General features: G+C 34.0%; 28 protein-coding genes. 19 read left to right on the top strand and 9 right to left on the bottom strand.

Annotated elements, in window-relative coordinates; translation table 11 throughout:
- Position 1: 1 nt before the first annotated feature.
- Genes BW936_RS08075 through BW936_RS08060 form a run of 4 tightly spaced genes read right to left on the bottom strand, consistent with a single transcriptional unit; the run spans position 2 to position 3,882 of the window.
- Positions 2-1,660: an ArnT family glycosyltransferase gene (locus tag BW936_RS08075; RefSeq protein ID WP_076547819.1), complete on the bottom strand. Its 1,659-nt coding sequence runs from the start codon at positions 1,658-1,660 to the stop codon at positions 2-4.
- Complete coding sequence (locus tag BW936_RS08070; RefSeq protein WP_076547818.1) at positions 1,657-2,226, bottom strand: phosphatase PAP2 family protein; 570 nt, start codon at positions 2,224-2,226, stop codon at positions 1,657-1,659. Before BW936_RS08070 ends, BW936_RS08075 begins: the two co-directional genes overlap by 4 nt.
- 5 nt (positions 2,227-2,231) lie before the next feature.
- Complete coding sequence (locus BW936_RS08065; protein WP_036152971.1) at positions 2,232-2,459, bottom strand: hypothetical protein; 228 nt, start codon at positions 2,457-2,459, stop codon at positions 2,232-2,234.
- 55 nt (positions 2,460-2,514) lie between these two features.
- On the bottom strand, positions 2,515-3,882 hold the full coding sequence (locus BW936_RS08060) for an MATE family efflux transporter (protein WP_076547817.1): 1,368 nt from the start codon (positions 3,880-3,882) through the stop codon (positions 2,515-2,517).
- Positions 3,883-4,223: 341 nt separating this feature from the next.
- Here BW936_RS08060 and BW936_RS08055 point away from each other — a divergent pair, with 341 nt between their 5' ends.
- Positions 4,224-4,628: a response regulator gene (locus BW936_RS08055; protein ID WP_076547816.1), complete on the top strand. Its 405-nt coding sequence runs from the start codon at positions 4,224-4,226 to the stop codon at positions 4,626-4,628.
- Positions 4,629-4,630: 2 nt separating this feature from the next.
- Here the strand turns inward: BW936_RS08055 and mazG are convergent, their stop codons facing one another.
- A complete protein-coding gene (mazG, locus tag BW936_RS08050; protein ID WP_076547815.1) occupies positions 4,631-5,407 on the bottom strand; it encodes a nucleoside triphosphate pyrophosphohydrolase in 777 nt (258 codons plus the stop codon).
- A 168-nt stretch (positions 5,408-5,575) separates the two neighbouring features.
- Here mazG and BW936_RS08045 point away from each other — a divergent pair, with 168 nt between their 5' ends.
- The 6 genes from BW936_RS08045 (at position 5,576) to BW936_RS08020 (ending at position 11,453) form a co-directional block, all read left to right on the top strand.
- Positions 5,576-6,409: a sugar phosphate isomerase/epimerase family protein gene (locus BW936_RS08045; protein WP_076547814.1), complete on the top strand. Its 834-nt coding sequence runs from the start codon at positions 5,576-5,578 to the stop codon at positions 6,407-6,409.
- Between the two features lie 9 nt (positions 6,410-6,418).
- Complete coding sequence (locus BW936_RS08040; protein ID WP_076547813.1) at positions 6,419-7,321, top strand: SMP-30/gluconolactonase/LRE family protein; 903 nt, start codon at positions 6,419-6,421, stop codon at positions 7,319-7,321.
- Between the two features lie 195 nt (positions 7,322-7,516).
- Complete coding sequence (locus BW936_RS08035) at positions 7,517-8,248, top strand: MIP/aquaporin family protein (RefSeq protein WP_076547812.1); 732 nt, start codon at positions 7,517-7,519, stop codon at positions 8,246-8,248.
- A gap of 10 nt (positions 8,249-8,258) precedes the next feature.
- The gene (locus BW936_RS08030; protein WP_076547811.1) at positions 8,259-9,134 is read left to right on the top strand and encodes an alpha/beta hydrolase; all 876 of its coding nucleotides are present in this window, start codon (positions 8,259-8,261) and stop codon (positions 9,132-9,134) included.
- A gap of 6 nt (positions 9,135-9,140) precedes the next feature.
- Positions 9,141-9,830: a GDSL-type esterase/lipase family protein gene (locus BW936_RS08025; RefSeq protein WP_076547810.1), complete on the top strand. Its 690-nt coding sequence runs from the start codon at positions 9,141-9,143 to the stop codon at positions 9,828-9,830.
- A 9-nt stretch (positions 9,831-9,839) separates the two neighbouring features.
- Positions 9,840-11,453 carry a family 20 glycosylhydrolase gene (locus tag BW936_RS08020; RefSeq protein ID WP_076547809.1) on the top strand — a complete coding sequence of 538 codons (1,614 nt, stop codon included), beginning with the start codon at positions 9,840-9,842 and terminating at the stop codon, positions 11,451-11,453.
- A gap of 71 nt (positions 11,454-11,524) precedes the next feature.
- On the opposite strand, the gene BW936_RS08015 is transcribed toward BW936_RS08020, so the two are convergent.
- From BW936_RS08015 to ruvX, 3 genes are read right to left on the bottom strand one after another with little or no spacing between them, the layout of a single operon-like run.
- A complete protein-coding gene (locus BW936_RS08015) occupies positions 11,525-11,953 on the bottom strand; it encodes a DUF5606 family protein (protein WP_076547808.1) in 429 nt (142 codons plus the stop codon).
- Between the two features lie 60 nt (positions 11,954-12,013).
- A complete protein-coding gene (gene def, locus BW936_RS08010; protein WP_076547807.1) occupies positions 12,014-12,604 on the bottom strand; it encodes a peptide deformylase in 591 nt (196 codons plus the stop codon).
- Positions 12,605-13,015 carry a Holliday junction resolvase RuvX gene (gene ruvX / locus BW936_RS08005; protein WP_076547806.1) on the bottom strand — a complete coding sequence of 137 codons (411 nt, stop codon included), beginning with the start codon at positions 13,013-13,015 and terminating at the stop codon, positions 12,605-12,607.
- 99 nt (positions 13,016-13,114) lie between these two features.
- Between ruvX and BW936_RS08000 the strand changes: the two genes are divergently transcribed.
- The 12 genes from BW936_RS08000 (at position 13,115) to BW936_RS07945 (ending at position 24,362) form a co-directional block, all read left to right on the top strand.
- Positions 13,115-13,930 carry a 2,3,4,5-tetrahydropyridine-2,6-dicarboxylate N-succinyltransferase gene (locus BW936_RS08000; RefSeq protein WP_076547805.1) on the top strand — a complete coding sequence of 272 codons (816 nt, stop codon included), beginning with the start codon at positions 13,115-13,117 and terminating at the stop codon, positions 13,928-13,930.
- Positions 13,931-13,992: 62 nt separating this feature from the next.
- Complete coding sequence (locus tag BW936_RS07995; protein ID WP_076547804.1) at positions 13,993-14,739, top strand: glycosyltransferase domain-containing protein; 747 nt, start codon at positions 13,993-13,995, stop codon at positions 14,737-14,739.
- On the top strand, positions 14,740-15,543 hold the full coding sequence (locus tag BW936_RS07990; RefSeq protein WP_076547803.1) for a glycosyltransferase: 804 nt from the start codon (positions 14,740-14,742) through the stop codon (positions 15,541-15,543).
- Between the two features lie 193 nt (positions 15,544-15,736).
- Positions 15,737-16,540, top strand: coding sequence for a glycosyltransferase family 2 protein (locus BW936_RS07985; protein ID WP_076547802.1), 804 nt, complete (start codon positions 15,737-15,739; stop codon positions 16,538-16,540).
- Between the two features lie 98 nt (positions 16,541-16,638).
- The gene (locus BW936_RS07980) at positions 16,639-17,751 is read left to right on the top strand and encodes a glycosyltransferase family 4 protein (protein WP_076547801.1); all 1,113 of its coding nucleotides are present in this window, start codon (positions 16,639-16,641) and stop codon (positions 17,749-17,751) included.
- Positions 17,751-18,818, top strand: coding sequence for a glycosyltransferase (locus BW936_RS07975; RefSeq protein WP_076547800.1), 1,068 nt, complete (start codon positions 17,751-17,753; stop codon positions 18,816-18,818). Before BW936_RS07980 ends, BW936_RS07975 begins: the two co-directional genes overlap by 1 nt.
- Entirely contained in the window at positions 18,811-19,572 is a 762-nt protein-coding gene (locus BW936_RS07970; protein WP_076547799.1) for a glycosyltransferase family 2 protein, read from the top strand. Before BW936_RS07975 ends, BW936_RS07970 begins: the two co-directional genes overlap by 8 nt.
- A gap of 10 nt (positions 19,573-19,582) precedes the next feature.
- Positions 19,583-20,152, top strand: a complete 570-nt coding sequence (locus tag BW936_RS07965; RefSeq protein WP_076547798.1) for an L-threonylcarbamoyladenylate synthase — start codon at positions 19,583-19,585, stop codon at positions 20,150-20,152.
- Between the two features lie 4 nt (positions 20,153-20,156).
- A complete protein-coding gene (locus BW936_RS07960) occupies positions 20,157-21,581 on the top strand; it encodes a CCA tRNA nucleotidyltransferase (RefSeq protein ID WP_076547797.1) in 1,425 nt (474 codons plus the stop codon).
- Positions 21,582-21,595: 14 nt separating this feature from the next.
- Positions 21,596-22,630: a COX15/CtaA family protein gene (locus tag BW936_RS07955; protein WP_076547796.1), complete on the top strand. Its 1,035-nt coding sequence runs from the start codon at positions 21,596-21,598 to the stop codon at positions 22,628-22,630.
- 26 nt (positions 22,631-22,656) lie between these two features.
- Positions 22,657-23,154, top strand: coding sequence for an IS1096 element passenger TnpR family protein (locus BW936_RS07950; protein ID WP_076547795.1), 498 nt, complete (start codon positions 22,657-22,659; stop codon positions 23,152-23,154).
- A 149-nt stretch (positions 23,155-23,303) separates the two neighbouring features.
- On the top strand, positions 23,304-24,362 hold the full coding sequence (locus BW936_RS07945; protein WP_076547794.1) for a nucleoid-associated protein: 1,059 nt from the start codon (positions 23,304-23,306) through the stop codon (positions 24,360-24,362).
- 84 nt (positions 24,363-24,446) lie between these two features.
- Here the strand turns inward: BW936_RS07945 and BW936_RS07940 are convergent, their stop codons facing one another.
- On the bottom strand, positions 24,447-25,535 hold the full coding sequence (locus tag BW936_RS07940; protein WP_076547793.1) for a hypothetical protein: 1,089 nt from the start codon (positions 25,533-25,535) through the stop codon (positions 24,447-24,449).
- Positions 25,536-25,641: the final 106 nt, after the last annotated feature.

Here is a 25,641-nt window from a genome sequence, read left to right as displayed (position 1 = left end):
TTTAGTGAAGATGCAACAGGTGCATTTTTCGGGTCACTTTCTTCCGTGTATTAGGGTTTAAAAACTTCCCCTGTAAACGTGTAATTCTAAATTGATCTACGGAAAGTTGGGAATCCCAATCAAAACCCCTTTCCTTTAACATAGCCATTTCATCCTCGTTGACATAAACCCAAACATCCGTTATACCTTTTAAGACTTCTGGCGTAGTGATCTGAACAGGAAATTGATTATAAAAATCTAAGGACCAAGTATGATTGCTATTTACTTTATAAATACGGTCTACCGGAATATCTTTCTCAGCGATAACCTTAGCCATAGACGACCCTCCCTGATAATCTAATAGATTAGGGTAAAAATGTAGATTTAAAACCGCATTTAGAAGTAATGAAGCACAGACAGAAATGGTTATCAATTTCATGCAAACACCTTCTTTTTTAAAAACAAAATATATGATTATAATAGCCGCTACTATTAAGAATACGTATGCTACAACACTATTTAATTTGAAGACATAGAGGCATATCAATGCCGAGGCTATGAAAACTATACTAAGTACAAAGTATTGCCCGATCATTAAGTATTTCAAAACTTTAACCTTATCTAAAGTATACAAGTTATAAATATATGCCGCAGTAATTACCGCAAATAACGGAATGGTAATATTTAAGTAATGCGGTAATTTAAATTGGGCAAAACTAATGATGATAAATATTAGGGTGATACCACCTACGGTCAAGAATTCAGAACCTTGAACGTTCTTAAATTTATGTTTTATAAATGCCTGTATTTTAGTGTAAAATGCCGCGATTCCTAAAATAGTCCAAGGTAGAAAAACCCAAAGAAACGTATGAAAAAAGAAAAAGTAATCGCTACTATTTTTTCCAATTCCTTCACCGCTTAAGCGCTCAAAACTTTGTTCCCAGAAGATAAAAAATATACCACTTCTGTGGTCTTTGCCACGAATTACCTTTTCAGGGTGCAGATCAAATTGCAAGTAATAGGCATATAACATAGGCGTAATGGAAACTGCAAAAACCAAAAGTGCCAGTAGCACTTTCCAACTTATAAATGCCTTCCATTTACCGGTATAAAATAAGTGACATAAAATAGGCAGCCCTATAACCAAAAGGGCAATCTGCCCTTTTGTAGAAAATGCAATACCCGCTGCAAAACCTCCTATTACTATAGCAGATACACTTCCTTTTTCAATATATTTAGCAAGTTGCCAAATAGCTAAAATGCTAAAACCCGTTAAAACCGCATCGGTACGCACGTCTATTGCTCCTAAAATAATGGTTTGCGCGGTCATAAAAATCAGCGCAGCAAGTTTACCAACGTATTTATTATAAAGAAGGTTTCCTAATCCATAACAACTATAAGCCGCCAATAAGGTGGCCAATATGCCAGAAATACGATAAGACCATTCGTGAATACCGAATACTTTATAGGATAAGGCAGCAAGCCAGTAATGCATGTGTGGCTTGTCTAAATACTCTTCAGGCCCCTTAAAGAGGCTAAAAAAATCATTCTCTTGTACCATTCTCATGGCCATCACAGAAAATTGCGCTGAATCATTTTCAAATAACGTTACAAACATACCGGCAACGTATACCAAAATAACCAGAACTATTAAAGACCAATACCTTAGATTATATATCATAGGGAGAATTTGCGAAGTGCCAATATAAATAACTTTACAAATAACCAACCACATAACGAGCCTATAAGGGCTCCTGTAATAATATCAAGAGGAAAGTGTACACCAATATAGACGCGGCTATAAGCGACCAAAGCTGCCCACAGTACTAAAAAGAAACCTACATATTTCATCCTAGATTTTAAAATGCTTCCAAAAAAAACAGCCAATGCAAATGAGTTTGAAGCATGCGCAGAGAAATATCCAAACTTACCACCACAGTAACTTTTAACCAAACGCATGTATGGCTCTATTTCCGGGTCATGGCAAGGTCTTAATCTAGCAACACCGTACTTAAAAAAGTTACCCAATTGATCGGTAACCGTTATCAAAAGAGCTACCGAAACCAAAAGAACCAGGTTTCGCTTTTTTCCATACTTCTGAAATGAAAGAATAAGCAAAAATACATAGAGAGGAATAGCACTGAACTTATTGGATAAAAATAGAAAAAAACCATCCCATTTGGGCGTTCCTAATCCATTGAGGTACAAAAAAAAGTCTTTATCTAACTGTAAAAGCTCTTCTAACATAATCGTTAATCTTCGTATCTAGAAACTTCGCGATCGTAAAATGCCGTTGCAGCTTTAATTAGGTTTTCAGCCTCTTCTTCCAACTCTTTTTCATCTTCCTTTGAAAACTCTTCTAGCCATTCTACCTCATCATCTTCAAGATTGATGATAAATCTTGGAAACTCTGTATGTACTACAAATATTGCTGTTGGGTAATCAGTATTATCACCTAATAAAAATTTTGGAAATTCCATAAAAATTGTAATCTATATATTGAAAACATAATTGTTCACAGCGGTAAAAAAACCGTTATGCGGCAATTAATTTTTTAGTTAAATAATTAAATCGAAGATACAACATAATAGCTGATACCGATAGACCTGTAAGCAAACCTATCCAAATTCCTGTACTTTTTAAATCTGTATGGAGACATAAATAATAACTGGTAGGAAACCCGATCAACCAGTAAGAGATAAAAGTAATTACTGTTGGTATTTTTACATCTTGCAAGCCACGTAAGGCTCCTAAAACAACTACCTGCACTCCATCTGATATTTGAAAGAAAGCTGCTACCAACAACAGTTCCGCAGCAATAACCAACACTTCGGTATTGTCGGCAAAATTGGTCATATCCTCAAAGTCCAAATATAAGGTTGGAAACCAGTGCCTACCGATGAAAAACAAAGCCGCAAAAAGAATTTCCAACAAGAAAGTAAGTAGAAATATTGACTGTGCAATACGGCGCAATTCTTTAAAGTTTGACAATCCCTTTTGATTACCAACCCTTATCATCGCTGTAATACCGAGTCCCATACCGAACATAAAGGCCATACTACTTAAATTAAGAGCTATCTGGTTGGCAGCTTGAGCGTTCTTACCTAAAACACCACTTAACCATACTGCCGAGGTGAAGATACCTACCTCAAAAAACATTTGTAAAGAAGAAGGAAAACCTAATTCAACAATCTTTTTCATGACCGTTTTTTCAATTTTCGCAAAATTAAATCCAGTAACATAGTACTTGAACTTTATATTGGTTCTCAAAATAAACCAAAGATAAAATACCATAAAAAATCTTGAAACCAATGTACCAATAGCTGCGCCAACAATACCCAATTCTGGAAATCCAAAATTACCAAAGATCAAAAGATAATTCAATAGAATATTAATAACGTTAGCAACGATAGTTGCATACATGGGGTATTTGGTCTGTGATAGACCTTCTGAAAACTGTTTAAATGCTTGAAAAATAATTAAAGGCACCAATGAGAAGGCAACTAAGTCTAAATATGGCATGGCTAACTCAACGACCTCAAGAGGTTGCTTCATAGCATACATGATGGGCTTTGCCAGTAAAATGACTCCAAACAACGTTAGCCCTAAAACCGTACATAGTATCAAACCATGTTTTAAAGCACTTTTCGCATTTCCTTTAAGTCCAGCACCATCAGCTTCTGCCACCAAAGGGGTAATTGCCGTTGAAAAACCAATACCTAAGGACATGGCTATGAACACAAAACTATTGCCTAAAGATACCGCTGCCAATTCTGCGGTTCCTAATTGACCTACCATAATATTGTCTGCCAATTGTACAAAAGTGTGCCCTAACATTCCTAAAATGACCGGAACGGAGAGCTTAATATTATAACGAAATTCTTTGGTGTAATTCTGTAACAAAACTTAAACTAAAATTTTGGGCAAAGGTATCGATAATTGCACGATTAATATGTTGTAAAAAAGAGTTAAAATAAAATGTAGGTTCTAATAATATAAACGCCCAAAAATGTAAAATAAAGAGTACTATTTTATTTTATTTTAACCTACAACCAATTTCTATAAAACACATTAAAAATCAAAATTATATATCTAATTTTCAATACATTACACCAACTAAAATTTAACCATGCATACCTTGAACGATATAAAAAAACTTTAAAAAATTACAATCGGCACCTCAAAAAAATACTATTATGTGTTTGGATGTCGTTATATTGTCAAACACACCTAACTCCATTAATATGATTCAAAATCCTTTGGTATGGATTATCGATGATGACGATATATCCAAATATGTAATGAGGCGGTATTTAAATCAGTTAGCGGTAACCAGAATTACCGATTTCCCCGACTCAGTTCAACCTTTAAAATTTATACAAAACAACTACAATTCAATAGATGAATTACCCGACATTATTTTCTTAGACCTACATATGCCTGTTCTAAATGGTTTTGACTTTATTAGGGACTATCAATTGGTAGCTGACAAGATTGATAAACAAATACATATAATTATGTTGACCTCTTCTATTAACACCCAAGATGTTGATTATGCCAAAACTTTACCTGCAATAACTGATTACTTTATTAAGCCTATAAAACATGGCGACTTAGCTAGAATTATGAGTGTAGAATTAAAGCAATAAAATTACTCTTTAGTTTTTGCTTCGTTCCAATACACATCCATTTCCTCTAATGACATATCGTTCATTACTTTACCTATTTCTTGTGCTTTAGTTTCTAGGTACTGAAAACGTTTTATAAACTTCTTATTGGTTCGTTCCAAAGCATTTTCAGGATTTACCCCTAAAAACCTAGCGTAATTGATCATAGAAAAAAGTACGTCACCAAATTCTGCCTCTATTTTTTCTTTATTACCAGCCTTCACCTCATCCTGCAGTTCCTCCAGTTCTTCTTTTACTTTCTCGAAAACTTGTTGTGGCTCCTCCCAATCAAATCCAACACCAGAGACTTTATCTTGAATTCTATTAGCTTTTACCAAGGCGGGCAAACTTCGTGGCACCCCTTCTAAAACACTTTTTTTACCTTCTTTTAATTTGATTTGTTCCCAGTTTCTCTTTACATCTTCAGCATCTATTACCTTAACATCACCATAAATATGAGGATGCCTGTTCACAAGTTTATCACATATTGCATTGGCCACATCGGCAATATCAAAATCATTGGTTTCAGAGCCTATTTTAGCATAAAACATAATGTGCAACAATACATCTCCCAGCTCTAATTTTACTTCATTGAGGTCATTATCCAAAATAGCATCACCTAGTTCATACGTTTCCTCAATAGTTAAATGTCGTAAAGATTGCATGGTCTGCTTTTTATCCCACGGGCACTGCTCTCGCAACTCGTCCATAATGGTCAAAAGTCTATCTATTGCTTCTAATTGTTCTTTTCTGCTATTCATGAATGCTCTTTTCACAAAAGTACATAACCCTACATCGTCTCGCTAAAAATACCGTTTAGATTTCGTACTTTTAAAAACATAAATATGGTATGACCATTTTCATTACTCAGGCAATCTTCCTAAATAAAATCAGCTTTTTTAAACACAACAACAAACAACGACATACTGATGAAAACACGTAGACACTTTTTAAAAAATGCAGCTCTGTTCAGTGCTACCACCTTCTTGATGCCAGAAATTAGCTTAGCGGCAACTAAAAACTCAGGCTATGGCGTTCAGCTTTATTCTTTTAGAGATGGCATGCTAGCAAACCCAATAAAAACTTTAGAACAAATTGCAAGTTTAGGTTTTAAGGAGATAGAAAGTGCAGGTTCTAGTAAAGGATATTATTATGGATTATCTCCTAAAGAAATGGCTACCATATGCAAAGAGCTAGGAATGTCCCTAACAAGTGGTCATGTACTTTTAGATGACAAATTTGAACAAACAATGGCCAATGCCGTAATCTCCGGACAAGAATATTTAATATGTTCATCACTACCTTCTAACGGACAAACCGTAGAAAACTACAAAAGGGTGGCAGAACAATTTAATATAGCCGGTGAAGCTTGTAAAAAACAAGGTTTAAAATTTGGTTATCACAATCATGAATATGAATTTGATTCTGAAAACGGAGAAGTACTATATGATGTACTTATGGATAACACCCAAAAAGATTTGGTACATATGGAACTAGATCTGGGTTGGGTAGTTGTTGCAGGCAAAGACCCTCTACACTATTTTAAAAAATACCCCCGTAGGTTTCCACTATGGCATTTAAAAGATATGAATATACATGAAAAAGTAAGTACCGAATTTGGAAAAGGCGTACTTAATGTACCGTTAATGCTTGAATTAAAAGAGCTTTCTGGCGTTGAGCATATTTATATTGAACAAGAGGAATATGCCAGTACTCCCTTTAAAAGCATGCAACACAATATGAATTACTTGAAGAATATATAAGTAGAAAAAATGAAAATCAACTATACATTCTTCAGTGCTATTACAATAAGTATGGTTATTTGCTCTTGTAAAGCCCAACAATCTTCTCTAGTGAAAGATGAAGCCAAATTGGTTCAAGTTTCCAATGCGTACAGCTTTACCGAAGGACCTGCAGCCGATAAATTGGGCAATGTTTATTTCACCGATCAGCCTAATAACCAAATTATAAAATGGAACGCAACTGATAACTCTTTAAGCATATTTAAAGAACCGGCTGGCAGAGCAAATGGCCTGTATTTTGACCATGAAGGAAATTTATTGGCTGCCGCAGATGAAAAAAATGAATTATGGAAAATAGATGAAAATAGCTATGTGGACACTTTAGTAACCTCTTATGAAGGAAAAAAGTTGAACGGACCAAATGATATTTGGGTAGATTTAAAAGGAGGCATATACTTTACCGACCCGTACTACCAAAGAGAATATTGGGACAGGTCTGAACCTGAAATTGAAGAAAAGAACGTGTATTACATATTACCAGACACAAATGAAGTTAACATAATTGCCAGTGGCTTTGTAAGACCTAATGGCATCATTGGCACTGCAGACGGCCAAACACTTTATATTGCAGATATAGGAGATAAAAAAACATATTCCTACTCCGTTCAAAAAGACGGCTCTTTAACGGATAAAAAATTATTTACAGCTATGGGTTCCGATGGTATGACCGTGGACAATAAAGGAAACATTTACTTGACCGGTAATGGTGTTACCATATTTAATAACAAAGGGCAACAGATACACCACATACCTATTAAGGAAGATTGGACAGCCAATGTAACTTTTGGTGGTAAAAATCAAGATATCCTATTTATTACGGCAATGGGATCAGTGTATACTTTAAAGATGAACGTAAAAGGTGTAAGATACTAAATAGTTCATTTATGAATTAAGTCAATACAAAGCGCACTACATTTTTTTGATTACTTTTTTGACATAGAAAAGTCTTTAAGCAATCCTTTTCAAATAATTATAAACTAACTATTGTCAATACTTCAACTAACGATATTAACCATTCGTAATTCATCAATTTTCTTTATCTTAAACAACTTAAAATCCAATTAAAACATGAATACCTATATTTTTGAATTCATCGGCACTGCAATGTTAATTCTAATAGGAAATGGTATTGTCGCCAACGTTGTTTTAAAAGGAACAAAAGGATCAGATGCCGGATGGACAGGTATTTCTATTGCTTGGGGTATTGCGGTATTCATCGGTGTTTTTATTTCTGCCGATACAAGTGGTGCTCATCTTAATCCTGCAGTTAGTATAGGCCTAGCCGTTGCAGGAAAATTTTCATGGACATTGGTACCCGGTTATATAATTGCCCAAATTTTAGGTGCTATGATGGGCAACCTTTTTGTATGGTTCAACTACAAAAAACAATATGAAGCTACAAAAGATACAGATGCCATACTAGCCACCTTCTCCACTTCACCAGCTATTAAAAGTCCGTTTTGGAACTTGGTCACTGAAATAATTGGGACATTCGCGCTCGTTTTTGGTGTATTCTACATTGCCAGCGGCAGCATAGGCGACAATGCTGTATCATTAGGATCCCTAGATGCACTACCCGTCGCTTTACTAGTTATGGGTATTGGCTTTGGTTTGGGCGGACCTACAGGTTATGCCATTAACCCTGCACGTGATTTAGGTCCACGGCTATTACACGCAATTCTTCCAATAAAAAATAAGGGAAACAGTAACTGGGGCTATGCTTGGATACCAACTGTAGGACCAATAATAGGTGGTGTTTTAGCAGCGCTATTATTCATGGTTATTGAAACAATACAATAAAAAATAAAATATGAAGCTTTTCATTTTACTCACCAGTATTTTTATCCCTATGAATGTAATTGCGCAAAAAACGGTAGACTTACCTTATGAAAAAAGTGCTGATGTAACATGGTCAACATCAGAAAGGGAATATTATTCTGACATCTGGAAAAATGAAGTGATCACCAATGTTTCTGTTCCAAGATTAGAAGTTTTTGAAGCGGACACACCAAATGGCACAAGTGTCATTGTGGCTCCCGGCGGCGGTCTTTACGGTTTAAGTATTGAAAGTGAAGGAAGAGCTGTAGCAAAATGGCTGAACAAAAAAGGCATTACAGCTTTTGTATTAAAATATAGATTAGTGCCTACAGGTATTGATGGAATTAAAGAAATTACGGATGAAGGCGCAACAAACCCAACCAAAATCGGTGAACGGGTAACTCCCGTTTTACCGCTTTCAATTGCAGATGGTCTTTCTGCAGTTTCCTATGTTAGAGCAAATGCCGATGTAATGAAATTAGATCCTAACAAAATTGGATTTATGGGCTTCTCTGCCGGTGGTGCGGTAACCATGGGGGTCACTTTTAACTACACGGAAGCCACCAGACCAAATTTCATAGTACCTGTTTACCCTTGGATGACGGTTGTTGGCGAATACACCGTGCCAAAAGATGCACCGCCAATGTTGGTTATTTGTGCTTCAGACGATCCATTAGAATTAGCAAAACCAAGTGCAGATCTATATTCCGCCTGGTTGACAAATAGAAAAAATACAGGAATGCACATGTACGCCAAAGGTGGGCATGGTTTTGGAATGAAAGCACAAAACCTGCCATCTGACAATTGGATTTCAAGATTTTACGAATGGGCGTTAACCGAAGGATTTACCGCAACTGCCAAAAAATAACAAAATATGCTTAAGATATCACCGCTTTTAAATAGCTTTAAGAAAATAGAAATACTTACCGTTTTTGCAATTATAGTTTCCCTATCAAGTTTTTCCCAAACAGAAAATGTATTTACAAAAGAGGTTAAAGATATCACTGTTACCTATGACAGTATATGGGACCCCAATAAAGAAACCATAGTTTTTACCGGAAGCTCTAGTGTGCGTTTATGGCGAAATTTACAAGATGCATTTCCTGAACATCAAATTGTAAATAGCGGTTTTGGCGGTTCTCAGGCATCAGATTTATTGCTATTTATAGATGAATTGGTTTTATCTTATAACCCTAAAAAGGTTTTTATCTATGAGGGCGATAATGACCTATGGGCTAAAAAAAGACCTACTAATGTTCTTGATACCATTGCAGAGATCATCCGTCGAATAAAAGCAAAAAATGCATCAACACAGATTATTTTAATTGCGGCAAAACCAAGTATCAGCCGATGGAAAATTCGTGGAAAATATAAAAGGCTAAATAGAAAAATGAATCGTTTTACCCAAAACGATCCTACCCTATTTTATGTAGACGTTTGGAAACCTATGTTGAACAAACGAAAACTAAAAACTGATATATTTATTGAAGACGGACTTCATATGAACCAAAAAGGTTACGATATTTGGTATGAAGCCATGAAAGATTTAGTAAACCAACCCTAATTAAAAAAGATGATCAAAACCTTTTGTATTCGAAGTCTATTTTTTACAAGCTTAACACTACTGTTCATTGCTTGTGCCAACGAAAAGAAAGAACGAATTGCAATGCCTACGACAGATCTGTCTAAGGCAAGCTTAATACCAAAGCCTTTAAAAACAATACCAACCAACTCCGCTTTTGCCTTAGATCAGTTTACGGCAATTTACACCTCTAAAAACGCTACTGGCTTTGACAAGGTGGGTACATTTTTGGCAGAAAAATTAAAGGACAAAATTAACCTTACTATTCCGGTGAACAGTGAAGGTACCAATACGGTAGAAAGGGTAATTTACATTAACCAGAGCGATAGCACAGATTTAGCATCACCAGAAGCCTATCAGTTATACATAAATCAAGATTCTATTATTATCAACTCAAATACCGCTGAAGGTGCGTTTAGAGGTATACAGACCTTAAGACAATTAGTTCCTTTAAAAAGTAACGATACTTTAGCTTTACAAAAAATATGGCCAGTACCATCAGGTAAAATTACGGACAACCCTAATTTTGCGTATAGAGGCTCTATGTTAGATGTGGCACGACACTTTTTTAGTGTTGAGGATGTAAAAAAATATATTGACCTATTAGCTTACTACAAAATAAACGTACTTCACCTACACCTTAGTGATGACCAAGGTTGGAGAATTGAAATTAAATCATGGCCCAAACTAACAGAAGTTGGTGGCAGTACAGAAGTTGGCGGTGAGTCTGGCGGGTTCTATACCCAAGAAGATTACAAGGAAATTGTACGTTATGCTGCAGAAAGATACATGACCATTATCCCAGAGATCGATATGCCCGGTCATACCAACGCAGCATCAGTATCATATCCTTTCTTAAACGGTAATGGAAAAACACCTAAATTATACGAGGGCACTCAAGTAGGTTTCAGTACGTTCGATACCCGTAAAGATACCGTGTATGCATTTATTGACGATGTTGTTAGGGAAATATCCGCTATTACTCCTGGACCTTATTTTCATGTTGGTGGAGATGAGAGCCATGTAACCAAAAAGAAAGACTACATTCATTTCATCAACAAGGTTGAAAAAATAGTACAAAAACACGGTAAACGCATGATAGGCTGGGACGAAGTTGCTATTGCAGATGTAGATTCCACTTCTATCTCTCAATGGTGGGCAAGCGAAGAGAATGCTAAAAAAGCGGTGAACAAAGGCATGCAAATCATAGTCTCACCGGCAAAAAAAGCCTATTTGGATATGGAATATGATAGTCTTTCAAAATTTGGACTTCACTGGGCAGCCTACATACCAGTGGATACCGCTTACATTTGGACACCTGAAGAATACGGTATTCCATTAGAAAACATTTTAGGAGTAGAAGCTCCGCTTTGGTCAGAAACAATTAGTAATATAGATGAACTTGAGTATTTAGCTTTCCCTAGAATTATTGGGTATTCTGAATTAAGTTGGAGTACAAAAGAGAACAGAGATTGGGAAAATTACAAAGTTAGATTGGCAGATCAAGCTCCATTTTTAGATAGAATGGATGTAAAGTATTATCCATCAGCATTAATAGATTGGAAAAAGAGTGACTACACCTATGAGACTATTGAAAAGGATTAATTCATAACTATCCATAAAAAAAATGCCTTAATCGTTGATTAAGGCATTTTTTTTATTACAAATATTAACAACTATTCCTCTTCAGAAGCTTCTTCACTTACCACTTCTTCATTGGAAAAATCAGTAATTTTATTTTCTGTTAGAATATTATACCATTGAATAACTTTCTTGATATCACTAACATAAACACGATCTTCATCATAATTAGGTAGTACTTCAAAGAAATACTCTTCTAATTTTATTTTCTCTGCTTTATGGCCAATAGCGGTTTTACCACCATTTTCCTTTTCTTGTATTTTCTTGAACACATCTCTTAAAGGCACTTCCTCTTCAAGAGTGTAAATAGCTATTTCAGACAATACACTAACGCTGCTTCGTAAGCTAACTGTAATTCTTTTTCCATCTAATAAAGATTCTGCCACAAACCCTGTTCTTGTTTGGGTAATTAATTTATATAAACCTGGCTTTCCTGCAACGGATAAAATTTTCTCTAAACCCATAAATTCTTTTAAAATTTTAGTCGACAAATATTATACTTTTCTATTAATTATGTAGGTATTTTAACGTCCTTTTTTCATCGCAGGAAATTTCATACGATAGTCTACGTTTATTTTTCCTTTAGAAATGTTGGTTAACCTTCCCTTTAGCATTCTCTTCTTTAAAGCAGATAACTTATCGGTAAACAAAACGCCCTCTATATGATCATATTCATGTTGAATAACACGTGCCAATAGACCGTCATAAGTTTCTTCATGCTTATTAAAATTTTCATCTAAATATGTAATTTTAATAGTACCCTTTCTATTTACGTCTTCACGAACATCAGGTATACTTAAGCAACCTTCGTTAAAAGCCCACTCTTCACCAGTTTCTTCTTCAATAGTAGCATTGATAAAAACCCGTTTAAAACCGTCTAATTGTTTTTGCTCATCTTTACTTAAATCCTCATCACCTGAAAACGGCGTGGTATCTACTAAAAAAATACGAATTGGCAAACCTATTTGGGGAGCCGCAAGACCTACACCACTAGCATTATACATGGTCTCCCACATGTTAGCAATCAAATCCTTCAGCTTTGGATAATCTTCGTCAATATCATCCGCTACTTTTCTTAATACGGGATTACCGTATGCAATAATGGGTAAAATCATTTATACTGTTTTTAAAAAATCTTGTAAAATAATCGTTGCACTGATCTCATCGACCAATGCCTTGTTCCTTCTTTGTTTCTTCTTTAAGCCGCTATCCAACATGGTCTGAAAAGCCATTTTAGATGTAAAACGCTCATCATGCCTTTTAATAGGTATTGTTGGGAATTTCTCTGCCAACTTTACTAAAAATGGCGCAATATGCACTTCAGATTCAGAAGCGGTATTATCCATTTGTTTGGGCTCACCTACTACTATAGTTTCGACATGTTCACGAGGAATATAGTCAGATAAGTACGTAAATATTTCAGGAGTGTTGACCGTAGTTAAACCAAATGCTATCATTTTCATATCATCGGTAACTGCTAGTCCAATACGTTTTTCTCCGTAATCAATTGCAAGAATTTTTCCCAAACTAAATTTTTGGCAAAAATAAAGTATAATTTGTTATATGTGTAGTTGCGCATGGCTAATTACTGTACTTCAACTTATATTTGAGGAAATTTTACGAAAATGACAGAATTAAGAGCACAAATAGAAAAAGCATGGGACAATAGAGATCTTTTAAAAGAGTCTGCTACCCAAGATAGTATTAGAGAAGTCGTAAACCTTTTAGATTTAGGAAAATTAAGATGTGCGGAGCCAACAGAAGACGGATGGCAGATCAATGAATGGGTAAAGAAAGCGGTAGTAATGTATTTCCCTATTCAGAAAATGGAAACCCTAGAAGCAGGTATTTTTGAGTACCACGATAAAATGCCATTGAAAAGAGGGTACAAAGAAAAGGGAATTCGTGTAGTACCAAATGCCGTTGCAAGACATGGTGCATACATTTCTGCAGGAACCATTTTAATGCCTAGTTATGTAAATATTGGTGCGTATGTTGATGAAGGCACTATGGTAGATACCTGGGCAACCGTTGGTAGCTGTGCTCAAATTGGCAAAAATGTTCACCTAAGTGGTGGTGTAGGTATTGGTGGTGTTTTAGAACCATTACAAGCTTCTCCTGTTATTATTGAAGATGGTGCCTTTATTGGTTCTCGCTGTATTGTTGTAGAAGGTGTTAGAGTTGAAAAAGAAGCGGTATTGGGCGCTAATGTTGTTCTAACAATGAGTACCAAAATAATTGATGTTACAGGAGAAACACCTGTTGAAACAAAAGGTGTAGTCCCTGCGCGTTCAGTCGTAATCCCTGGTAGTTATACCAAAAAGTTCCCCGCAGGTGAGTTTCAAGTACCATGTGCGTTAATTATTGGAAAAAGAAAAGAAAGCACAAACAAAAAGACATCATTGAACGATGCTCTTAGAGAATATGATGTTGCGGTATAGAATAAAAATCTAAATTATAAATTAATAAAAGGCAAATATATAAGATATATTTGCCTTTTTGTATGGAGAAAATAGTAGTATATACTGGTGCTTTTGGCGAAAATTATGGGTTAATTCCTCAAAAAAAAGTTAAGGGAATAGACTTTTTTTGTTTTACGGATGATCCTAATAAAATTAAATCGCCATGGAAACCTATTGAACTTATAAAAGATGACGATGATGAGGGAAGAAAAAATAGGCATCCAAAAATATTACCTCATTTATATTTTAAAGACTACGATATAAGCATATACATTGATAACAACTTTTTAATAATAGGAGATATCTACAAATTACTCAATGAACTAAAAGGTTTTAAGATGGCAATATTTGACCACAATCAATGTGATGACAAAAGAGATTGTATCTATGATGAATTTGATGCCCTTCTTAAATTAGGAAGAGAAAGAGGTAAGTATAAAGATGCCCCAGAAATCATGCAAAAACAAATAGATTTCTTAAAAAAGGAAAACTATCCAAAAAACAATGGTTTAATATCTGCAGGCGTATTAATCCGAAAGCATAATGACAAAGAAGTCATTAAGGTTATGGAAGATTGGTGGCAAATACTGTCTACTATGAGTAAAAGAGACCAACTCAGTTTTGATTATGTGGCCTGGAAAAATAATTTTAAACCTACTATTATACCAGGAGACCTAAGAAGAGGAAACCCTTACTTTTACTTCCTATCAATGGCTCAAAAGAATTACACAAAAAAGCTTTTAAAATATAAGATTAAGAAGTTTTTAGGTATAAAAAAACATCCATAAATGGTAAAACTTTCTATAATTATATCTTATTACAAAGGATTGGACAAATTAAAACTAATTCTTAAAGCATTAAATAACCAAAGTAACTTTGAGTTTGAAGCTATTATTTCTGAAGATGACAATAATTCAGAAACTATTAAGTTTTTAGATCAAGAACAAAAAAACTATTCTTTTAGCATATTACATGTACATCAAGAGACAGATAATGGTTTTAGAAAAAACCAAATGCTGAATAAATCTATAAAAATCTCCAATGCCGATACCCTTGCGTTTATAGATGGTGATTGTATTCCTCATAAACATTTTGCAAAAACCTACATAAACAACATACAGAAAGGGTTTATGTTAAAAGGAAGGCGTGTAAACTTAGGAGAACAAATAACCAAAGAGATACACAGAAATAATGATATTGGTCTGCTAAATTTAATACGTATTTTTAAATCTGACTCCAAAAAGAAAAAAGAGGCACTCTATACTGCTCCTTTTAGTCTGGTATGGTCCATGACAAACAAAGGCCTACTTGGTTGCAATTGGGGCATTAGCAAAGAACACCTCATTGCTATAAACGGATTTGACGAAGATTATGTTAAGGCAGCAGTTGGCGAAGACACAGATATTGAATGGCGCTTAAAAGCAAACGGCATTAAATCTATTTCAGTAAAGAACAAAGCAATTGTATACCATTTATATCATGAAAAAGGATATAGTGCTGAAGATGTTGCACATAATAGAGAATTGTTAAAAACCAAGCTACAAGAAAATAATTTTGTTTGTATAAATGGGCTAGAAAGAAAAAAACAGTAATAGTAAGACAGATTTTTCTTTCATATGGATTTTTATTTTTGCTACACAAAAACCCTTTTCCGCTGCACTAACCTTTGCAAATGAACAAGTTGCAACGACCAAAACATTTAACTTTACTTTATACTATTTTAGTATAGTACACGTTATTTACTTACATGCGCAACCTTTTTCCGGTTAGTACATCTATTTAAATATGTTACAAGACAAAAAAATATCTGCTCTTATCATTACTTATAATGAAATTGACAACATTGCCAGGTGCATTAACGGTGTATCCTTTGCAGATGAAATTATTGTTGTTGATTCTTTTAGTACAGATGGCACTTACGAGTACTTAAAAAACCATCCAAAAATAACAGTAAAGCAACATCCTTTCAAGGATTATACTTCCCAAAAATCTTATACTTTAAAACAAGCAAATAATGATTGGGTATTATTTATTGATGCAGATGAAGTGGTTACGGAAAATTTAAAAAATGAAATTCTTCAAACCATTAAAACTACCAAACATAGTTCTTTTTGGTTTTACAGAACATTCATATTTAAAGATGAAAAAATCAATTTTTGCGGCTGTCAAACTGATAAAAACCAACGTCTCTTCAGAAAAAGCAAAGTCGAATTTGCCAAAGATAAAATCGTACATGAAAAACTAATTGTAGATGGTAAAATTGGCGCTCTAGAAAGTAAACTTATTCATTACTCCTACAAAAACTATAAGGATTTTAAAAACAAAATAGATTCTTATGGTAGCATGAAAGCAATACAGGATTTTAGAAAAAATAAAAAATTTTCCTATTTCAAATTAATACTAAAACCTTTTTGGAAATTCTTTTACTCCTATTTTATAAGATTAGGATTTCTAGATGGTTTAAACGGAGCCACCCTTTGTTATATTTATGCATTAGGCGAAATAAAAAGATTTAGAACTCTAAAAGAAATAGAACAGGAAGAGAGCACTAAAATTCCTACCTTACAAACAGCATTAAAAAGCACCTAAAAACAAACTAATTGTAATAAAAATTACAATTAAAGGTAATTACAATAATACACCAAAGCCTTAAAACATATATTTGTCAAATATATCAGATTTAAGAGATGAGAATAGGTTTTGAAGCTAAAAGGGTTTTTCACAATAATACTGGTTTAGGTAACTATGGTAGAGACGTCATTCGTATTCTTAAAGAACACTCCCCTATTTGCAATTTTTTACTTTACAACACTAAACCCCCAAAAACAAAACGCATTGAAAACAGTAGAAATATAGAGACTATATATCCTATAAGTTTTTTTTGGAAAAAATTTTCATCTTTATGGCGGTTAGGTCCTGTTATAAAGCAGATAAAAAATGACCATCTAGATATTTATCATGGCTTATCTGGTGAAGTACCATACGGGCTTAAAAAAAATAATGTCCCTACCGTGGTGACCATTCACGATTTAATATTTCTCAGCCATCCACAATATTATTCTTTTTTTGATAGATTCATTTATAAAAAGAAATTTAACCATGCAGTACATAAAGCGGATAAGGTAATTGCCATAAGCGAACAAACAAAAAGGGATATTATAAAATATTTAAATATCGATAAAAAGAAAATAGAAGTTATCTACCAAGGCTGTAACAATGCGTTCAAAGAAACATATGGAGATAATGAAAAAGAAGAAGTAAAGGACAAATACAATCTTCCGTTAGAATTTATATTAAATGTAGGCACTATAGAAGAACGTAAAAACGTATTAACCTTAGTAAAGGCTATTAAAGATACTGGTTTTCATTTAATATTAGTTGGCGGAGAAAAAGGATATGCTACTAAGGTCCATAACTTTATTAAAGAAAATAATATGCAGTCTCAGGTTTCTTTTTTAAAAAATGTACCTACTAAAGATTTAGCAATTATCTACCAATTAGCTACCGTTTTTTGCTATCCATCGTTATGTGAAGGTTTTGGAATACCGATCATAGAAGCTCTTTTTAGTGGTTTACCAGTAATCACTACCAATTTTGGATGCTTTCCTGAAGCGGCCGGTCCAACTTCTTTATACGTCGATCCTACCGATCAAAATCAGATCAAAACTAAAATTAAACAATTGTTTAATGACCCAGAGCTGAGAACTACAATGAAAATATCAGGGCTGGCATATGTTCAAAAATTCAGTGATGAAAATGTTGCCAAGAACTTGATGAACCTCTATAAAAAAGTTTTATAATGCATAATATTTGCTTCTTTAATACTGCTAAAGCTTGGGGCGGAGGCGAAAAATGGCATTTAGAAATAAGTACATATTTGCATCAAAAAGGCTATCCTGTATTTGTATTTGCACATGTTGAAAGTGAATTATTTAAGCGTTTAAAATTAAATAATGTTCCTTGTGAAGGAATTTGTATCTCAAATTTTAGCTTCCTAAATCCATTTCAACATCAATCTCTAACGACAAAATTACGCTCATTAAAGGTTTCTACTATTATCATGAATCTTTCACGTGATGTAAAAATTGCAGGACCTTGCGCTAAAAAAGCAGGTATAAAACGAATTATTTACAGAAGAGGGAGTGCTATACCCATTAAGAATTCAATTCTCAATAGGTACTATTTTAGAAATGTGTTAACAGACGTACTTGCTAATTCTGAAGCAACAAAAAAAACAATCAATAGTAACAACCATAACCTTTTCAAAAAAGATAAAATTACAGTTATCTATAACGGCATAGAAACTACATCTATTAAAAAAGCCAAGGAACAACCCCTTTTCACTATTGTAAATTTAGGGCGCTTAGAATATCAAAAAAACCAACTCTTTTTAATTGAATTAGCTGCGGAATTAAAACAAAGAAATTTACACTTTAAATTAATTATAGGTGGTGAAGGTAGTTTAAGAAATAAACTAGAAGAGTTAATTAAAAAGCTAAACGTAGCAAACCAGGTTTCTCTCCCTGGCTTTATAGAAAAGCCTTTAGAATTTATAAATAAAGCAGATGTATTTGTTTTACCCTCTTTCTGGGAAGGTTTTGGATACGTCTTGGCAGAAGCCGCCCTTTGCAAAAAACCAATAGTTGCTTTTAATATCAGTAGTAATCCTGAGATAATTTTAGATAACAAAAGCGGCTACTTAACAGAAATTGGTGATGTTAATAAATTTGCGGATAGAATTGAGTTTTTATATCATAATAAGAATATTCGGGAACAGATGGGAAATGCAGGTTTTGAACATATTATTCAAAATTTTGACAAGAAAACCCAATTACAAAAAATTGAAGACTATATAATCCATGAATAAAGCAACGCCTAAAATATCAGCTTTATTAATCACCTTTAATGAGGAGGATAATATCAATGAGGTATTAGCTAACCTTAGTTTCGCAGATGAAATTATAGTTGTTGATTCTTACAGCACAGATAATACCTTGAAATTAATTAGAGAAAATAAGAACGTTAAATTAATTTGTAGAAAATTTGTTAATTATACGGATCAAAAAAAATATGCACTTGAGCAGGCCAACTATGATTGGATTTTATTTCTTGATGCAGATGAACGAATAACACCATCTCTAAAAGATGAAATTTTAAAGGTCATAACTGAACCTGATGCGGCATCAGCTTATTTTTTTCAAAGAACTTTTATGTTCAAAACGAAGAAAATATACTTTAGTGGTTGGCAAAGTGATAAAAATTATAGGCTCTTTAGAAAAAGTAAAGTACATTTTGATCAAGATAGAATTGTTCATGAAACATTGGTTGTAGATGGCGCATCTGCAACAATGAAACATAAACTACTTCACTTTTCTTATAAAAATTATGAAGACTATAAAGGAAAAATGCTGAAGTATGGTAGAATGAAAGCCAAGGAAGAAGCTAAAAAAGGTAAGAAAGCAAGATGGTATCATTTTATATTTAGGCCATTATATAAATTCATTAATCATTATATTATTAGGTTGGGTATTTTAGACGGAAAAAAAGGGCTCATCATTTGTTATTTGAATGCATTGGGGGTATACGCCCGGTATAAAGAGCTTAAGCAACTACAATCCTAAAATTACAACTATGCCCGAAACTCAAACTGAAATCAATAAATGCGTAGAAATTTTAGAAAATGGCGGACTCATACTCTACCCTACCGATACGGTATGGGGCATTGGCTGTGATGCTACCAATGAAAAAGCAGTTGAAAAAGTGTATCAACTAAAACAACGCCATGACAGTAAGGCCTTAATATGTTTGGTCGCCAATGATGTAATGTTAGAAAAGCACGTAGAACAAGTATCTGACCTTGCATATGATATAATTGATCTCTCAACTAAACCAACCACCATAATTTTTGATAAGCCACGTGGTGTAGCTAAAAACTTAATTGCAGAAGACAACACCTTGGCAATTAGAGTTGCTTCAGATAAATTTTGCAAATACATGATCGGCAAGTTCAAAAAGCCAATTGTATCAACTTCTGCCAACATTTCTGGCCAAAGCACGCCAAAATCTTTCCAAAATATAGATTCAGCCATTTTAAAAGGTGTAGACTATGTGGTAAATTTGCATCGTGAGAAACAGAATAGCTCCGCCTCGTCAATTATTAGACTAGCTAATGATGGTACGGTGAAGATTATTCGAGATTAAGAACATGCAAAAGAGCTATACAGACGCTTTAAACAACCCTATTTTCAAGATGATATCAGAAGCTGCAGAAGAACTTTCTGTAGATAGTTATGTTATTGGTGGTTTTGTAAGAGACTATTTTTTAAAACGGAACATACCAAAAGATATAGATGTCGTTGCTATTGGTAGTGGCATTAAACTTGCCGAAAAAGTTGCTTCTAAATTAGAAGGAAAACCACAAGTTTCTGTTTTTAAGAATTTTGGTACCGCCATGATCAAAAGCGATGGTATTGAACTTGAATTTGTTGGTGCGCGTAAGGAAAGTTATAATAGGGATAGCCGTAAACCAATTGTTGAAGACGGCACTTTAGAAGATGATCAAAAAAGACGGGACTTTACTATAAATGCTTTGGCTTTATCGCTAAATAAATCTAATTACGGAACCCTTCTTGACCCTTTTGACGGTATTGCCGACTTAGAGAACAAGATTATTAAAACTCCGCTAGAACCGGGCATAACATATTCAGATGACCCGTTGCGTATGATGCGGGCCATTCGTTTTGCCACACAGCTAGATTTTCAGATTGCTCTACCCTCTTTACAAGCCATTACAGAAAATAAAGACCGACTAAAGATTGTTTCTAATGAACGAATTTTAGATGAGCTACATAAGATCATGTTGTGCAAAAAACCTTCTTTAGGATTTTCTCTGTTACATAAAACAGAATTGTTAGGACTAATTCTACCCGAACTTACCGCATTACAAGGCATAGAAGAAATTGAAGGTCAAAAACATAAAGACAACTTTTGGCACACCTTAGAGGTTGTTGATAATATATCTGAAGCCACAGACGATCTCTGGTTGCGTTGGGCCGCTTTATTACATGATATAGGGAAAGCACCGACAAAAAGATTTCATAAAAAAATTGGTTGGACATTTCACGGACATGAATTCGTAGGGTCTAAAATGGTCTTTAAACTGTTTAAACGCTTGCGCATGCCCTTGAACGAAAAGATGAAATTTGTTCAAAAGATGGTATTAATGAGTTCCAGGCCAATTATACTATCTGAAGATTATGTGACAGATTCTGCCGTACGTAGATTGGTTTTTGATGCCGGTGATAATGTAGAAGATTTAATGACTTTATGCGAGGCAGATATTACGACCAAAAACCCAAGAAAGCAACGTAAATACCATCAAAACTTCAAAGTTGTTCGTCAAAAGATTGAAGAAGTTGAAGCCCGTGACCACATAAGAAACTTTCAACCGCCTATAAGCGGCGAAAAAATAATGGAAACTTTTGCGCTGAAACCATCTAAGGAAATCGGTATTATAAAAGAAGCGATCAAAGAAGCCATTTTAGAAGGAGAAATACCAAATGAATATAAAGCGGCTCTAGAATTCATGTACCTTAAAGGTGCAGAACTAGGTTTGCAGCGCACAAAATAGAATGGATATTGTTTATGGATATTACCTTTAGAAAAATTGCCAAGATTTCTTTGATATTAGTGTATTTAGTAATAGTCGCCGGAGCTGTTGTTAGAATGACCGGTAGTGGTATGGGATGCCCAGATTGGCCCAAGTGTTTTGGCTACTACATTCCACCTACAGAAGTAACCGAAATACAATGGCAACCTGATCGTTTATTTGAAAAAGGACAAGTAATCATTTGGCAGGAAACCTTACAGGTTTCTAAAGAAACATTTACTACAACAGATTCTTTCAATGCAGCTAATTGGGAGCTTTATACCAAACATGACTATGCTGAGTTTAACCCTTGGCATACCTGGATAGAATATATAAATAGACTTTTTGGCGCCTTGGCAGGTCTATCAACACTATTACTAGCTATCATGTCCATTAAGTTCTGGAAAAAGAAAAAACGCATACCAATACTATCATGGTTGGTAGTTGTAGGCATGGTTTTTCAAGCTTGGCTAGGTGCAACCGTTGTATATTCAGTTCTAGAACCGGCTAAGATTACCGTACATATGCTCATGGCATTAGTAATTGTAGCGTTTATTCTTTACATCATATATTTGGCAAACAGTGAAAATAAACGTATTAAGTATGACAAACTAGTATTGAATCTTAGTATTATAGCCATGGTCATGACCCTTTTACAAATTGCCATGGGAACACAGGTACGCCAGTTTGTAGATGAACAAATAGATGTTTATGGATATGCAGAAAAAGGTAAATGGCTTCAAAATGCCGATTTATTATTTTACATACATCGGTCATTCTCTATCATAGTCATTTTAGTAAATTCTTATTTAGCCTACAGGATTACCAAACTGAACTTAGGTCATCTAAAAATTTACTGGGTCTTGTTTTTATTATTAGCAGAAATTTTAACAGGGATAGCTATGAATTATCTAGACTTCCCTTTTGCTAGTCAGCCATTGCATCTAGTTATTGCCTCTATTCTATTCGCAGTTCAATGCTACATACTTTTAGATGCATTAAAGCCTAGAAAAGACTCTAAAACTTTGTAACTTTGCCCTCCCGCAAATAGTAAGGTATGATTTATAAAATTCGTGTAATTCTAGACGCTGAAGAAGATATTTTCAGAGATTTAGAGATTGAGTCCCATAATTCATTAGAAGAGTTCCATAATGCCATTACTCAGGCATTTGGATTTTTAGGAAATGAAATGGCCTCTTTTTACACATGTGATGAGGAGTGGAAACAAGATGAAGAAATTGCGCTTTTTGATATGAGCGAATCTGGTTCTGATGTACGTTTAATGAACGAGACCTTTTTAGAGGATGTCATTACAGAGAACAATCCTAAATTGATTTATGTATATGATTTCATGAACATGTGGACATTTTTTGTTGAACTTGCAGATATTCAAAAAAATGAAGATGGCCGCGCCTACCCCAATGTTCTATTTACCTTTGGCGAACTTCCGGAAACTCCGCCAGAAAAGAATTTTGAGGCAGAAAACAGTGCCTTTGATTTTGATGATACTTTTGATAATTACGACGATTTAGATTTCGATGAAAATTGGAACTAAATTTCAGTAAATGACCTCAGGGTATACCCACGTGGTATAGAATTCAAAACATAATTTATATTTCAACGTAAACGTTGAAGTATTTAAATCTCGATTATCGAGAGAACAAATACGTCTTAGCTTACTAACCATTTAATTTAGAATATTTTATGATTAACCTATATGCAACCCAAATTGAAAGTATTTCTATACATAGAGTTGGTAACAAAAATAAAAACGAAGGTGTATTTCTTTCAGAAGAACCTTTTAGACTTAATGATGAAACTACGGGTTTACTAAAAGAATACTTTTTTAAACCGTTTAGGGAAAAAGAAGAGAACTATTACAAGTTGACAAATGAGGTTGATGTTGAATTCAACGAATTGTTCAAAATTGTAAGTGAAGTTTTTGAAGATCCTTCCAAGGCTCATTTGAATTCTAAAAAAGTAGCTTCTTTATTGTTTGAACAATCTAACCACCCACATATTAAAAGTGGAGAAGTTTATGTTGCTTATCTATCTGGTTTACTTTTAGACAATAAAAAGGTAGACGCCATAGGGATATTCAAGAGTGAGCTAAAACATGATTTTATTCAGTTCGAAGAAAAGAACAGTAATTTAGATATTGTTATTCAACAAGGTATCAATATCAATAAATTAGATAAAGGATGTTTAATTTTCAATGTAGAGAAAGAAGAAGGTTACAAGGTCCTTTCAGTAGATAGTAATAAGTACGATACTAAATACTGGATAGAAAACTTTTTAGGTGTTGAACCACTTTCAGATGACAATTTTAAGACTAAAAACTATTTAAAATTTTGTCAAGACTTTGCCAAAGAGGTTGTTTTACCTGCAGAAGATAAGCAACAAGAGGTTTTGTTTATGAACCGCGCTGTTAACCACTTTGCAAAGAACGATGCTTTTGAAGAATCTACTTTTTTGAACGAGGTAATGGAAAATCCAGAGTTGATTCCTGAATTCAAACATTATAAAACTGAGAAAGGTCCTAAATTCAGTATTGAAGATGTATCCACTTTTGATATTGCTAATAAAGCTGTATCAGATGCTCGTAAAAAAATTAAAAATGTCATTAATTTGGACACCAATATCCAGATAAAAATGGATTTCATTAATCCAGAGTCTGCAGAAAAATTCGTAGAAAAAGGATGGGATGAAGAGCGACAAATGTATTACTACTTGGTTTACTTTAATAAAGAACAAAAGAGTTAATTAATACTATAATAGTCTTTATAGGCAAACAAAAAGCCCAATTTTCACTATTGAAAATTGGGCTTTTTGTTTGCCCTCTTAACGCTAATTGTTGACTTTTATATTGTGTTCAATTATCTGTTTTACACTTACATCTTCGTAATTTCTTCGCACAAAATTAAGTGCCAAATCTAGCACCTCACCCATTGTTTTACAAGTTTGAAAGGCCATATCCATAGTAAGTACTTCTATTTGTGCTCTTAACATAGCTATGTTTTTAGGTGTAGAAATGGCATCAGTTTTACAAATAGCTCGTAATTTTTTTATTCTGTTACCTGAGCTTAAAATTCTTTTCGCCACCATTGAACGTTCTTCTAGCTTATATTGATCAACAGAATCATGCGTTAATTTATTTCGAACCAATTCTACCATTTGAAAATTTTCTTTGAAAAATTGAGGCCTATAAACTTTCAATTTACCTTCAAAACACTGCTGATCAAAATCTATGGCTCTAATTTTATACACTACATGATCAAAGTCATGAGTAGGCACAATAACATAATTATATGAACGCATATCACCCAATAAACGAATCATGCAACGTTCATTAAATTTTACAAATTCTTTTGCCAACTGGGCTTTTTCACGAGGCGTACACTTTGGTAAATTATGTTTAATAAATTCATCACCAGGTATACCTGCAATATGCTCTTCAATTAGCGTGTCCTTATACACCAAAAAATTAAGGTGGTACGGAGAAAGCATATGCTCAAGTTCCAGGCCATAGATACGAGAAGCGTCGGTTTTTTTTACGTAGAAATAAGTAAAATTGTCATTCAATATGTTTCGGATCTTGATTCTAAAAGGTTTGGAATTACCGAACGTACAAAAATCTACAGCATCTACATTTAAGTATTGGTGAATATTATCACTTCCATCAGAATGTAAAATGGAATAGACTTTCTTTAAACTATCGTCAATTTCTTTCCTATCAAATTCAGAGTAATAAGCACGTACCCAAAGGGTGTCTTCATCATTTTTATCATACACTACAACAGAACCAGAAAAGCGAAGCAGATCATCATAAAAAATGGGAATTTCAATCTTTCTGCTATAGTGTTCCAAATAGCCGTCTAAGGCCTCACTTACAGGATAAGCGGGTTTTTTCTTTGACATTAATCTTTCTTCTGACATGCTACAAATTTACTTCCAAAATAAACATTTCATATCAATAAATTTCAACAAGCATATAGAATTTATGCCTACGACGACATATATCGGGTATAGACAACATTTTTTT

This window comes from Maribacter ulvicola (assembly GCF_900155985.1).
In the GTDB taxonomy this organism is placed as follows: Bacteria; Bacteroidota; Bacteroidia; order Flavobacteriales; family Flavobacteriaceae; genus Maribacter; species Maribacter ulvicola.
Note: the sequence above shows the minus strand (reverse complement) of the source record. Positions and strands in the feature narration are given on the sequence as shown.